The organism is Bacillus sp. EB106-07-01-XG149 (assembly GCF_058791555.1).
Genome location: NZ_JBYTDP010000001.1, coordinates 816,008 through 829,546, shown reverse-complemented (window position 1 = coordinate 829,546; position 13,539 = coordinate 816,008). Strand labels below are relative to the sequence as shown.

Sequence of the window (13,539 nt, the reverse complement as noted above, 5' to 3'; positions counted from 1 at the left end):
GATTAAATTTACTATTTTTCATGTTATGATAAATTTCATACACGATTGAAAGAAGGTTTTACTACATATGAAACATGCTGAAAATGAATACTTAAATTTATGCCGCCATGTAATGGAGCATGGTACGAAGAAAGAAGATCGTACAGGGACAGGCACTGTATCTGTATTTGGATATCAAATGCGTTTTGATCTAAGTAAAGGTTTTCCTTTATTAACGACAAAGAGAGTGCCGTTTCGCCTTGTAGCAAGTGAACTGCTTTGGTTTATGAAAGGTGATACAAATATTCGTTATTTATTGCAGCATAATAATAATATTTGGAATGAATGGGCATTTAAGAGCTGGGTAGAAAGCGATGAGTATACTGGTCCTGATATGACTGATTTCGGTCTTCGCTCACAACAAGATGAGGAATTTAAAGTGCAGTACGATGAGCAAATGGAATTGTTTAAAAAGAACGTTTTAGAAGATGATGATTTCTCGAATAAATATGGTTATTTAGGAGATGTATACGGAAAGCAGTGGCGTGCCTGGAAAACGACAGCTGGTGAGACGCTTGATCAATTAAAAGATGTAATTGAAATGATTAAAAAAACGCCAGACTCCCGTCGCCTAATTGTTTCTGCCTGGAATCCTGAAGATGTACCAAGTATGGCATTACCACCTTGTCATACGCTATTCCAGTTTTATGTAGCGGATGGCAAACTTTCTTGTCAGTTATATCAAAGAAGTGGTGACATATTCCTTGGAATTCCATTTAACATTGCAAGTTACTCATTACTAACACATTTAATCGCACATGAATGTGGTCTTGAAGTGGGAGAATTTGTTCATACAATTGGAGATGCACACATTTATACGAATCATTTTGAACAAGTAGAAAAGCAATTGGCACGTGAACCACGTCCATTCCCGAAACTTACATTAAATCCAGATGTGAAATCTGTGTTTGATTTTGAAATGGAAGATTTAACGATTGAAGGATATGATCCACACCCAGCAATTAAAGCACCGGTTGCAGTATAATTGTAGAGGAGATGAAAAAATGATTGTTTCATTTATGGTCGCAATGGACGAGAATAGAGTAATTGGCAAAGATAATAATTTACCTTGGCGTTTACCGAGTGAATTACAGTATGTAAAGAAAACAACGATGGGCCATTCACTTATTATGGGCAGAAAGAACTACGAAGCGATTGGTAGACCACTGCCTGGAAGACGTAATATTATTGTAACTCGTAATGAAGGGTATCATGTTGAAGGTTGTGAAGTAGCACATTCTGTAGAAGAAGTGTTTGAACTATGCAAAAATGAAGAGGAAATCTTTATTTTCGGCGGAGCACAAATTTATGATCTCTTTTTACCTTACGTAGACAAGTTATATATAACAAAAATCCATCATGCATTTGAAGGAGATACATTCTTCCCAGAAATGGATATGACAAATTGGAAAGAAGTTTTTGTTGAAAAAGGTTTAACGGATGAAAAGAATCCGTATACGTACTATTATCATGTATATGAGAAGTAACAATAATAATAAGGATTGATGTGAAATTCACATCAATCTTTTTATTTGTATTCGTTAATATAAGTTTATAGATGATATTCAATAGTGCTATAATGAAATCTAGCATGTAAAAATGCTAAAATTTTCAAAAGTATTCATATAGAAAGAGGAGGAGAATCGATTGAGAAAGATATGGGGGATTCTTTTTCTTTGCTTAACGTTCATGTTAGTTGGATGCGGTAAAGAAGAAAAACCACAAGAAGCGTTTGATACATATACAAAAGCATGGAATAAACAAAAATTTGCAGAAATGTATGATCAATTATCCGAAAAGGCAAAAAAAGATATTTCAAAGAAAGAGTTCACTGAGAAATATGAAAAAATTTATTCTGGCATTGAAGTGAAAAACTTAAAAGTAGAAACAGGGGAAGTAAAAGAAGATAAAAAAGATGAAGGTCCTGTTCCTTTTAAAGTAAGTATGGATACAGTTGGTGGTAAAATCACTTTTGGTCATGAAGCAAAAATGGTGAAAGAAAAAGATGGAGATAAAGAATCTTGGAAAATAGATTGGACTCCTGATTTTATATTCCCAGGTATGACAAAAGATAGTAAAGTGCGTATGCAAACAACACAACCAAAACGTGGTGAAATATACGATCGTAATGGAAAAGGTCTTGCGACGAATGGGAAAGCTTCTGAGATTGGAATTGTTCCAGAAAAATTAGATGAAACTGCTCCGCAAACGAAAGAAGCAGTAGCGAAGTTGTTAAATATGTCTGTAGAAGAGATTGATCAAAAACTAGCTGCGAAATGGGTAAAACCAGGGTATCTCGTACCAATTGGAATTTTGCCTGAGGGAGCAACGCAAAATACGTACATCGATTTACCAGGTGTTGCAGCAAAACCTGTAAATGTTCGTACATATCCGTTAGGGGAAGCAGCAGCGCATCTTACTGGTTATATCGGAAAAGTAAATGCTGAAGATTTAAAAACGCTTCAAAAGAAAGGCTATCAAGCCGATGAACCAGTTGGTAAGGCTGGATTAGAGCAAGTATTGGAAGAACAGCTACGCGGGAAAAAAGGTGGCCGTGTCTTCATGGAAGATGCACAGGGAAAAGAAATTAAAAATTTAGCGAAGACAGATGCTGTTGATGGAGAAAATGTAACTTTAACTATCGATAGTGTTGTTCAAGAAAAAACGTATAATGAAATGAAGGGAGAAGCTGGTTCAAGTGCGGCAATTAATCCGAAAAGTGGAGAAACAATTGCTCTTGTAAGTAGTCCAGCTTATAATCCTAATTTAATTGCACGAGGAACATCAAAAGCACAACGCGAGGCTTGGAATAATGATCCGAAAAAACCGATGACGAATCGATTTACACAATTATCGGTACCAGGTTCTGTATTTAAGCCAATTACAGGTGCAATTGGTCTTGAAACGAAAACAATCGATCCAAAAGAAGAATTGAAAATTGAAGGACTCAAATGGACAAAAGATTCTTCTTGGGGTAATTATTATGTAACGCGTGTAAAAGATGCAAATCCGATTGATTTTGATAAAGCGATGAAATACTCGGATAATATTTATTTCGCACAAGAAGCTTTGAAAATCGGAAAAGATAAATTTATGAGTGAAGCGAAAAAATTCGGATTCGATGAGAAATTACCAATTGAATATGGATTCCCAGCTTCTAAAATCGCAAATGATGGAATTAAAAATGATATTCAAATGGCAGACACAGGTTATGGACAAGGGCAAGTATTAATGACGCCACTCCATCTAGCATTAACGTACGCACCAATTGTTAATGATGGAAACATACCTTCTCCATACATTATTAAAACAGATAAGCAGCCAAAAGTTTGGAAAGAGAATGTCATTTCAAAAGGCAATCAGGATATATTAAAAACTGCTATGACGAAAGTAATTAATGATCCAGATGGCACTGGGAAAATTGCTAAAATTGATGGTAAGACGCTTGCTGGAAAAACAGGTACAGCGGAATTGAAAGTATCAAAAGAGGCCGAAGGAAAAGAGCTAGGCTGGTTCGCTGCATTTGATTTAAATTCACCAGATATGGTCATTACAATGATGATTGAAGATGTAAAAGGTAGAGGCGGAAGTAATATTCCGGCTGAAAAAGTGAAACATGTGTTTCAAAAATAGAAAATGATGAAGGCTATCTCCATGGAATGTGGAGGTAGTTTTTTGTTTCACCAAAAACGTATTGAAAAGATAGTGTTTATTAACTTACGAAAAAAAAGTAGCTATTTTTTATTGACATTGAACACAACTTTTTGTATTATACTTACATAAGGTAAGTTATTTACTTTCGAAATATAAATCTCAAATTAAAGATAAAATGTGTAAAAGGGAGAGAATACAATGACAAAAGTACTATTTATTACAGCAAATCCAAATTCAGCAGAAGGTTCTTTCGGAGTGGCAGTAGGGGAAGCTTTCATAGAGGCTTATAAAAACGAACATCCACAAGACGAAGTTGTAACAATTGATTTATTCAACACTACAGTACCAGCAATCGATGCAGATGTATTCGCTGCTTGGGGTAAATTTGCAGCAGGTGAAGGCTTTGAAACTTTAACTGAAGTTCAACAACAAAAAGTTGCAGCAATGAACACAAACTTAGAAACATTTATGCATGCGGATCGTTATGTATTCGTAACTCCAATGTGGAACTTTAGCTATCCACCAGTAGTAAAAGCATACTTAGATAACTTAGCAATCGCAGGTAAAACATTCAAGTATACTGAAAATGGTCCAGTTGGCTTATTAGAAGGCAAAAAAGCACTTCACATTCAAGCAACAGGTGGCGTTTATTCTGAAGGAGCATACGCAGCTGTAGACTTCGGCCGCAATCACTTAAAAACAGTATTAGGATTCATTGGTGTAAATGAAACTGAATACATTGCAGTTGAAGGTATGAATGCAAACCCTGAAAAAGCACCAGAAATTAAAGAAGCAGCAATTGCTAATGCTCGTGAATTAGCAAAACGTTTCTAATATAGAATACTTAAAAATGTCCAAGCACTTGCTGTTTGGACATTTTTTCTTCTTTTTCCTTCGTTTGTCTAGTATAATGAAGGACGGAATGATAATAGGTGGGGGTTCTGTATGATTCAAACGTTTTTTAAAATCTTTTATTTAATTTTAATCGTAATTGCGATTACACCGAGAATGTGGCGTCTGAAAAGACAAGTAAATACGATGTCGCCACAAGAAAAAGATAATGTTGTGTATAAAACGACAAATTGGTTTGGTAAGAAAATGGTACGTGTCGCTGGTGGGGCAATTGAAGTAAATGGTCTGGAAAATGTTCCAAAAGATAAGCCGGTACTAGTTGTAAGTAATCATCAGAGTAATATGGATATTCCTGTTTTACTAGGTTACTTAAATAAACCAATTGGATTCGTTTCAAAGGCAGAGATTAAGAAGTTTCCAGTTGTGCCAACTTGGATGGAACTTATGAATTGTGTATTTATGGTTCGTAATGATCGTCGTCAATCTCTTCAAGCAATTAAAGATGGAATTGAGCTGTTAAAGAACGGGCATTCTATCGTAATCTTCCCAGAAGGGACGAGAAGTAAGGGTGGCGAAATTGGAGAGTTTAAGGCTGGGAGTTTTCACCTTGCAGTAAAATCTGGTGTAGCAATCTTACCTGTAACATTAGATGGGACATATAAAATGTTTGAAGCGAATGGAAACCGTATGAAACCAGCTCATGCAACAGTAACCATTTCGAAGCCGATTACATCTGAAGAGTATGCGAATATGGATATTAAAGAATTAACGAAGCATACACAGGATGTAATCGCATCACAATTACATAAGTAATAAAAAAGGTTTCAGCTTACATTAAGCTGAAACCTTTTTTATTACGCTGTAGGTAAGACATAAAAGAGTACGCAGAAGAACATCATCGCACTACCACCTAAAACGAAAAGATGCCAAATGGCATGATTGAAAGGTAACTTTTCCCAAAGGAAGAATATAGCCCCTACAGAATATAAAATTCCGCCTGCTAAAAGTAGTGAAAAACCATGTCCAGTTAGATTTTCATAAAGTGGCTTAATAGCAACGATTATGAGCCATCCCATTATGATATAACATAATGTTGATGCCTTAATAAAGCGGCGTACAAAGAAAATTTTGAAGATGATACCTCCGATTGCTAGTGTCCATATAATAGCGAGTAACGTCCAGCCTAATGGTCCGCGAAGCGTAATCAGTAAAAAAGGAGTATATGTGCCAGCGATTAATAAATAAATGGCTGAGTGATCTAGTATAGTAAATAATTTTTCTACTTTTGGATGATGAATGCTATGTAACAAGGTCGAAAACAAGTACAGTAAAAACATGCTTACACCATAAACCGTAAATGCAACTACAGCAGATGCGGTACCATGCTTAGAGGCATGAATAATTAATATAATTAAGGCAGGGATGCTTAAAATGGCACCGATACCATGTGTAATTGCATTTGCAATTTCTTCTTTCACAAAATGTGTCATTCGTGTCATTTTTTCAGTCATAATGCAAATCCTTTCTACTATCATAAAATAATATGTCATTTCCCTTACCATATCATACACAAGAGCAATAGAAAATGAAATTTGTATAATTGATTATATTTTTGAATTTTTTTGACAAAAGGCAATGGATTTGTTGACGTTTTCAAACTTTTTTGACAAAATAAAATTATGCAATAGTAGGACAAAGAATCTACTAATAAAGGGGATGGAGAAATGTTTTCAAATATTGGCTTTCCAGGATTAATTTTAATTTTAGTAGCTGTACTCATTTTGTTTGGGCCGAAAAAATTGCCGGAAATCGGAAAGGCTTTAGGGGAAACGTTAAAAGAATTTAAAAAATCAACGAAAGAATTGACTGATGATGCATTTCAAGAGAAGGAAAAGAAAGAAAAAATGTAATGAATTTTCCTCGAAATGGATAAATAAAGTGTGGTGAACGAGATGGAAGATCGGGAAATGAGCGTAGTAGAACATATTGTTGAGCTTCGCAAACGAGTAATATATACAGTACTATCCTTTGTCCTATTTTTAATTATCGGATTTACTTTTACGAAGGATATTTATTTTTGGCTAGTAAAAGATTTACCAATGAAATTAACTGTTCTCGGTCCAAGTGATGTATTATGGATTTTTTTCTCGATTGCTACAGTATTTGCTATCGTTTGTACAATTCCTTTTGCTGCTATACAAATTTGGTTATTTGTAAAACCGGGTTTACATCCAAATGAACAAAAAATGACAGTAATGTATATACCGGTATTGTCTATATTATTTATTGCAGGTTTATGTTTTGGATATTTCGTTGTAATGCCGTTTTTATTTCATTTTTTAACTACGATAGGTAATGAAATGTTTAATACGATGTTTACGACAGAAAAGTATTTTCATTTTGTTCTTAATTTAACAGTTCCATTTGCTGTAATTTTTGAATTACCTGTAGTTGTCATGTTTTTAACGAGTATTGGACTGTTAACGGCGGAATTTCTAATAAAAATAAGAAGGTATGCTTACGTAGCATTGATTATCATTGCATCGTGTATATCACCGCCTGATTTTTTATCTCATAGTTTAGTAGCGGTACCGCTTATTTGTATTTATGAAATTAGTATCGCTTTATCAAAGATTGTTAATAAGCGAAAAAAGAAAAGAGAAGAAGAAATACAGTCGAAAAGTGCCTCGTTATAAAGGCACTTTTTTTATTTATTTGTTATACTTTAGACATAAACGTATACAATATATAGAAGAAAAAAATTATAGAATCTCCAAAATTTAGACAAACTTTGCGCTTTGCTAAGTTTATACTAAAATTATTAAGCAATATACGGATAACGGGATTCCTGTCTTATCGGATATTTAGGACGGAGGATGAATAGAGTATAAATCTTCTAACCAAAAGGACTACAGGGATTGACTAAGGATACTTTTGTATTCATAGAAGTCTCCACTTTAAACAACGTGTTACAGTGTAAAGTAGAGGAAGTTCAAAAATCCAATGAAAAAGAGGATTGATATTGTGATTACGAAAAGTTTTTATTTCACTCATTCAACAGGGGATTGTATTAAAATATTCGAAATCCCTGTCCTACAGGCACAGCATCCATTATCGTTTCTAATTCAGTCTCGTCTTCAATTATTTATTGCAAAAATTCAAAAACAAAAGCACCCAAGATTTTCGTATTCTTTCCGTGAATATTTGCAAAATTGTTTGAAGTGGAATGATTATTTAAATGTATATAAAACAAATACCCTTGAAAAAAATGCATGATACAGAGTATGGACAGGGTTAGTAAACTCTGTCTTTTTCATTTTAGGTATAAAAATATAATTAATTTGGTGAAATTTGTTCGAAATTGTTGAAAGCACAGGGAATGCTAGTATAATAACAAGGAGAGCGTATTGGAAAGGGAAGAATATAATATGCAAAAAATTAAAATTGTAACAGATTCAACTGCAGATTTAACGCAGGATGTAATCGAAAAGTATGGCATTCATGTGCTACCATTATCAATCTCTGTAAATGGACAAACATATTTAGATCGCGTTGATTTACAACCTGATGAATTTATTGAAGAAATGATCAAATCAGAGGAATTACCAAAAACATCACAACCGGCAATGGGTACATTTGTAGAAATGTATGACAAGTTAGGTGAAGATGGAAGTGAAGTACTTTCCATTCATATGACAAGTGGAATGAGTGGTACTGTGGCAACTGCCAATAGTGCTGCATCAATGACCGACACAAAAGTAACAGTTGTTGATTCTCAATTTATTACACATGCTTTAGCATATCAAGTAATAGAAGCTGCGAAAATGGCAAATGAAGGACGCTCACTAGAAGAAATTTTAAAACGTGTAGATGAAGTGAGAAAGAATACTCGTTTATATGTAGTAGTAGATACATTAGAAAATTTAGTGAAGGGTGGGCGTATCGGTAAAGGAAAAGCGTTTATCGGTTCGCTACTTAATATAAAGCCAATTGCTAGCCTTGAAGATGGTGTTTATAACCCTGTAACGAAAGTGCGTAGCCAAGGTCAAATTGTAAAAACGTTAGCTAAGTTATTTGAGGAAGATACAGCTGGAAAAGTTGTAAAAGCTGTTGCAATTCCGCATGCGAAAGCAATTCCTTTAGCTGAAAATGTAAAAGCGGCTGTTGAAAAAGTGAGTGGATTTGCTCAATCAGAAATTTTCTTTACAACGCCTATTATTAGTACTCATACAGGTCCAGGTGCAATCGGATTTATGTATTTAGCAGAGTAATAAAAAAGCTACTTGAAATATATTTTCAAGTAGCTTTTTTTATGTGAATAGAAAGTAAGAAATAAGAAGGGTTATACAGGCACTCCCGCTAATGATATAGCGAGTCTGTAAATATTCATTCATAGAAAACACCCACTGATTAAAGTTTTACTTTATGATTTTCTATAGTATATGTTGGATATAGAAAATAAGTAGTTACGTTATACGTGTAATGTTTCAATTTTTTCATTTACTTGCTTACCGCTTGTTGCGCTATTATAAGTAAAAGTTTGGCCTAAAAAGAGTACATGCAGTTGTTCCCACGGTAACATACGTAAATTCCAATTATTTCGAAGCCTTGTTACTGCCTCGCGGGGTGTTTCATCGGCGAGGGCAAAAGCTCCGTAATGCATCGGTATAAAGTGTGTAGCGTTTAAATCTAAATAAGCTTGCACTGCCTCTTCAGGTGAAACATGAGATACTTTCATAAACCACTCTGGTTCATAAGCGCCAATTGGCATAAGGGCAATATCAATTGAAAAGCGTCTGCCAATTTCTTTGAAACCTTGGAAATAGCCACTGTCACCACAAAAATAAACGGTTTCATTCGTTGGTTCATTATTAATAATCCATCCACCCCAGTGAGATGTATTCATATCAAATAAGGATCTTCTCGTCCAGTGTTGAGCAGGTACGAAGTGAAAGGAAACATCATTAATGATTGTATTTTCCCACCAATTATACTCTTCTACACGAGTAAATTTTTTGCGAGTAAATAGTTTTTTCAGTCCAATAGGTACAAGGTATAAAGCATCATCATTTAGCTGACGAAGCGTTGAAAAATCTAAATGATCATAATGACCGTGTGAAATGAGGACAATATCAATTTTAGGTAGTTCTTGTATAGAAAGACCAGGTTCAGTAAGTCTTGGAACTAATTTTAATTTAGTAGCCCATACTGGATCTGTTAATATATTCAGCCCATTCGTTTGGATAAGAAATGTGGAATGACCAATCCAAGTTATAGTCGTCTTTTCAAAGTTGTTTTGTAGGAATTTACTTTGTTTAACAGGTGATTGTTCTACTAAAAAAGAAAAATCCTTTTTATTTTGTTTTCGTTCTTTTCGCCAACGTATAAAGGAACGAATTGATTTTTTTGTACTCACATTATCCATGTTTTCATAACGTTTTGTCATGAACATCACCTCATTTAAAATCGTTGTAATTGTATTGTACCGAAATGTTGTTAAGGAATACAGTGTATAACATGGATGAATGTTTAAGGAATTGTTAAAAAATAGGGGGATGCGTTTACAAAAGTAACAATAAAATTAGTTTTGCAACTTCTATTTAGAGAAATAATAGTAAAAAAATAAATTTTGTCTAGTAATTGGCTTGAAATAAAGAAGTAACATACGTAAATTCGTACGATTTCGTGAACAAATGTAGTAAACAATTTTCTCGTAGTGTTAACTTTTGTTATGATAAACATAACCTATTTAAATTTAGGATAGAGAAAAGAGGTTTATAAATGAAGCGTTATCAAAAAATAATTGGTCTTATGGTTGTATTTTGTCTCTTTGTACTTGCTGGATGTAGTGGATCGGGTTCAAAGCTTCGTAAACCATTGAATTGGGATTTAGAAACTTTCCAATTTACAAATCAAGATGGAAAGTCATTTGGTACAAAAGATTTAAAAGGGAAAGTTTGGGTTGCTGATTTTATGTTCACAAATTGCCAAACAGTTTGTCCGCCAATGACTGCTAATATGGCAAAACTGCAAAAGATGGCCAAAGAAGAGAAATTAGACGTTCAGTTTGTTTCGTTTAGTGTAGATCCAGACCTTGATAAGCCGGAAAATTTGAAGGCTTTCATTCAAAAGTTTACAGAGGATACTAGTAACTGGAATTTATTAACGGGTTATTCGTTAGAAGATATTACAAAGTTTTCAAAAGATAATTTCCAATCACTTGTAGATAAACCAGAGAATGGTCAAGTTATGCATGGTACATCATTTTATTTAATTGATCAAAACGGAAAAGTAATGAAAAAGTATAGTGGTATTAGTAATACGCCGTACGAAGACATTATACGTGATATGAAGAGATTAGTGGATTAAAAAGAAGGGTGCACAGCACCCTTCTTTTTTTACATTAGTCTATGGATAAAATGTCATGTTGTTGTGGAAGTTTTGGTGCCCGAATTTCTAACACGCCGTTTTGATACGAAGCTTTCGCTGCTTTTTTATTAATTGAGTACGGTAATTTAATCAATCTTGATGCTTCTGAAATGGAACGTTCTCGGCGATAATAGTTATGAGATGTTTCTTCCTCGACCTCTTCAAGTATCTCTTCTTTTACAGAGACTTTTAAGTATTCACTTTGTATTTCAATTTGAATTTGTTCTTTTTGTATACCTGGTAGTTCGGCTGTAACAACGAGTTCTTCACCAACTTCATATAAATCTACAGGGAATGTTAATAAACGATTTCCTTTTTGGAAAAAATGATTTAAATCAGCGATTACATTGCGAAGAGGTGTTTGCTCGAAGAAATCATCAATTTGCTTTAAATAATTGCGAACCGGTGGGCGAGAAGAGTCTTTTTTTTCTTCACTCATGGTATTCCCTCCTAGAAATCAATTTGCAATATCATATGACAAAAGCGGAGAAAGGTGATTGCCTAGTTTTCATGTTTTCATAAAAAATTGTTAAAAATGTGAAATGGAGTGATTTTTTTATAGTTTTTGGTCGCCATATTCAATTGATTATGCTAGTATAAATAGGGTTGATATAGTAGTATATAGACAGAATGAAAACTGAAAGAGGGTAAGAAGTATGTGTGGTTTTGTAGGATGTTTATGTGAAAACCCTAGAGAGTTTTCAGAAACAGAAAAACATCAATTTGAAAATATGAACACGATGATTTTCCACCGCGGTCCAGATGACGAAGGATATTTTCGTGATGAACATGTACAATTTGGCTTCCGCCGTTTAAGCATCATTGACTTAGAGGCAGGACATCAGCCGCTAACTTATGAAAATGATCGATATGTAATTATTTTTAATGGTGAAATTTACAACTATGTAGAATTACGTGAAATGTTACTTGAAAAAGGTGCAACGTTTGCAACACAATCTGATACAGAAGTTATCATTGCATTGTATGCACATATGAAAGAAAAATGTGTAGACTATCTTCGTGGTATGTTTGCATTTATGATTTGGGATCGTGAAGAGAAGAAACTTTTCGGTGCACGTGACCACTTCGGTATTAAACCTTTATACGTCGCACAACAAGGTGATACTACATTCTTCGCATCTGAGAAGAAAAGTATTATGCATGTGATGGAAGATAAAGGCGTTAATCCAACGTCACTACAACATTACTTTACGTACCAATATGGTCCAGAGCCAGAAACATTAACAATTGATGTTAATAAAATCGAGCCTGGTCATTATTTCGTAAAAGAAATCGGTAAAGAGATGGAAATCCATCGCTACTGGAAACCTTATTTCAATGCTTCAAGCGCAACGAAAGAGGAGCATATACAAGCAATTCGTGATGTGTTATATGATTCAGTAAAAGTGCATATGCGCAGTGATGTACCAGTAGGTTCATTCTTATCTGGTGGTATCGATTCATCTATTATCGCTTCTATCGCAAGAGAAATGAATCCAAATCTTTTAACATTCTCTATTGGTTTTGAACAACGTGGTTTCAGTGAAGTTGATGTTGCCAAAGAAACTGCTGAGAAATTAGGCGTTAAAAACCATAACGTATTCATTTCAGCGAAAGAGTTTATGGATGAGTTCCCAAAAATCATTTGGCATATGGATGATCCTTTAGCAGATCCAGCAGCTGTACCATTGTACTTCGTTGCAAAAGAAGCACGTAAGCATGTAACAGTTGTTCTTTCAGGTGAAGGTGCAGACGAGCTATTTGGTGGTTATAACATTTATCGTGAGCCAAACTCACTAAAAATGTTCTCTTACATTCCTAGCCCAGGTAAGAGCGTTCTAAAAGCATTAAGTGGTGCTCTTAAAGAAGGCTTTAAAGGAAAGAGCTTCCTAGAGCGCGGATGTACGCCAATTGAAGAGCGTTACTATGGAAACGCGAAAATCTTCCGTGAAGAAGAGAAAGCTGAATTAATGAAGTATTACGATGAAAGTGTTAACTATATGGATATCACGAAACCATTGTATAACGAAATTAAAGATTATGATGATGTAAGCAAAATGCAGTACATTGACATGTTCACATGGTTACGCGGTGACATTTTATTAAAAGCTGATAAAATGACAATGGCAAACTCATTAGAACTTCGTGTACCGTTCTTAGATAAAGAAGTATTCGATGTTGCATCTAAAATTCCAACTGAATTTAAGATTGCTAACGGAACTACGAAAGCTATTTTACGTGAAGCGGCACGCGGAATCGTTCCAGATCACGTATTAGATCGTAAAAAACTTGGATTCCCAGTACCAATTCGTCACTGGTTAAAAGACGAAATGCATGATTGGGCTATCAATATTATAAACGAGAGTAAAACAGAGCATTTAATCGACAAACAGTATGTATTAAACTTACTGGAAGCACATTGTGCAGATAAAGGCGATTATAGCCGTAAAATTTGGACTGTACTTGCGTTTATGGTATGGCATCAAATTTATGTTGAGCATAAATACGATACGAATAAGTTCCACGAAGAAACGAAACGTGCGTATAGCTTAGTTTAATTAGAAA

At 34.5% G+C, this 13,539-nt stretch carries 14 protein-coding genes; 11 read left to right on the top strand and 3 right to left on the bottom strand.

Annotated elements, in window-relative coordinates:
• Positions 1-67: 67 nt before the first annotated feature.
• The 5 genes from AC3WTA_RS04210 to AC3WTA_RS04190 all read left to right on the top strand — a co-directional run bounded on the left by AC3WTA_RS04210 (position 68) and on the right by AC3WTA_RS04190 (position 5,358).
• Positions 68-1,024: a thymidylate synthase gene (locus tag AC3WTA_RS04210; protein WP_000679600.1), complete on the top strand. Its 957-nt coding sequence runs from the start codon at positions 68-70 to the stop codon at positions 1,022-1,024.
• Between the two features lie 19 nt (positions 1,025-1,043).
• Positions 1,044-1,526 carry a dihydrofolate reductase gene (locus AC3WTA_RS04205; protein WP_492332824.1) on the top strand — a complete coding sequence of 161 codons (483 nt, stop codon included), beginning with the start codon at positions 1,044-1,046 and terminating at the stop codon, positions 1,524-1,526.
• Between the two features lie 160 nt (positions 1,527-1,686).
• A complete protein-coding gene (pbpC, locus tag AC3WTA_RS04200; RefSeq protein WP_001227227.1) occupies positions 1,687-3,672 on the top strand; it encodes a penicillin-binding protein 3 in 1,986 nt (661 codons plus the stop codon).
• A 219-nt stretch (positions 3,673-3,891) separates the two neighbouring features.
• Complete coding sequence (locus tag AC3WTA_RS04195; RefSeq protein WP_000170043.1) at positions 3,892-4,527, top strand: FMN-dependent NADH-azoreductase; 636 nt, start codon at positions 3,892-3,894, stop codon at positions 4,525-4,527.
• A gap of 111 nt (positions 4,528-4,638) precedes the next feature.
• The gene (locus AC3WTA_RS04190; RefSeq protein ID WP_000616596.1) at positions 4,639-5,358 is read left to right on the top strand and encodes a lysophospholipid acyltransferase family protein; all 720 of its coding nucleotides are present in this window, start codon (positions 4,639-4,641) and stop codon (positions 5,356-5,358) included.
• A 41-nt stretch (positions 5,359-5,399) separates the two neighbouring features.
• Here AC3WTA_RS04190 and trhA read toward each other — a convergent pair whose 3' ends face one another.
• Complete coding sequence (gene trhA, locus AC3WTA_RS04185; RefSeq protein ID WP_000136877.1) at positions 5,400-6,056, bottom strand: PAQR family membrane homeostasis protein TrhA; 657 nt, start codon at positions 6,054-6,056, stop codon at positions 5,400-5,402.
• 213 nt (positions 6,057-6,269) lie between these two features.
• Here trhA and AC3WTA_RS04180 point away from each other — a divergent pair, with 213 nt between their 5' ends.
• The 4 genes from AC3WTA_RS04180 to AC3WTA_RS04165 all read left to right on the top strand — a co-directional run bounded on the left by AC3WTA_RS04180 (position 6,270) and on the right by AC3WTA_RS04165 (position 8,816).
• Positions 6,270-6,455 (top strand): twin-arginine translocase TatA/TatE family subunit, encoded by a 186-nt coding sequence (locus AC3WTA_RS04180; RefSeq protein ID WP_000492443.1) that lies wholly within the window; start codon positions 6,270-6,272, stop codon positions 6,453-6,455.
• A 42-nt stretch (positions 6,456-6,497) separates the two neighbouring features.
• Complete coding sequence (tatC, locus tag AC3WTA_RS04175) at positions 6,498-7,241, top strand: twin-arginine translocase subunit TatC (protein ID WP_000390124.1); 744 nt, start codon at positions 6,498-6,500, stop codon at positions 7,239-7,241.
• Between the two features lie 328 nt (positions 7,242-7,569).
• Entirely contained in the window at positions 7,570-7,821 is a 252-nt protein-coding gene (locus AC3WTA_RS04170; RefSeq protein WP_000629012.1) for a DUF2535 family protein, read from the top strand.
• 152 nt (positions 7,822-7,973) lie between these two features.
• Positions 7,974-8,816 carry a DegV family protein gene (locus tag AC3WTA_RS04165; RefSeq protein ID WP_033657798.1) on the top strand — a complete coding sequence of 281 codons (843 nt, stop codon included), beginning with the start codon at positions 7,974-7,976 and terminating at the stop codon, positions 8,814-8,816.
• A gap of 200 nt (positions 8,817-9,016) precedes the next feature.
• On the opposite strand, the gene AC3WTA_RS04160 is transcribed toward AC3WTA_RS04165, so the two are convergent.
• Entirely contained in the window at positions 9,017-9,991 is a 975-nt protein-coding gene (locus tag AC3WTA_RS04160) for an MBL fold metallo-hydrolase (protein WP_000167209.1), read from the bottom strand.
• A 335-nt stretch (positions 9,992-10,326) separates the two neighbouring features.
• Between AC3WTA_RS04160 and AC3WTA_RS04155 the strand changes: the two genes are divergently transcribed.
• Positions 10,327-10,914, top strand: a complete 588-nt coding sequence (locus tag AC3WTA_RS04155; protein WP_000833346.1) for an SCO family protein — start codon at positions 10,327-10,329, stop codon at positions 10,912-10,914.
• 34 nt (positions 10,915-10,948) lie between these two features.
• On the opposite strand, the gene AC3WTA_RS04150 is transcribed toward AC3WTA_RS04155, so the two are convergent.
• Positions 10,949-11,413, bottom strand: a complete 465-nt coding sequence (locus AC3WTA_RS04150; RefSeq protein ID WP_001288088.1) for an Hsp20/alpha crystallin family protein — start codon at positions 11,411-11,413, stop codon at positions 10,949-10,951.
• A gap of 217 nt (positions 11,414-11,630) precedes the next feature.
• Here AC3WTA_RS04150 and asnB point away from each other — a divergent pair, with 217 nt between their 5' ends.
• Positions 11,631-13,532 (top strand): asparagine synthase (glutamine-hydrolyzing), encoded by a 1,902-nt coding sequence (gene asnB, locus AC3WTA_RS04145; protein ID WP_000333825.1) that lies wholly within the window; start codon positions 11,631-11,633, stop codon positions 13,530-13,532.
• The last annotated feature ends 7 nt before the right edge of the window (positions 13,533-13,539 follow it).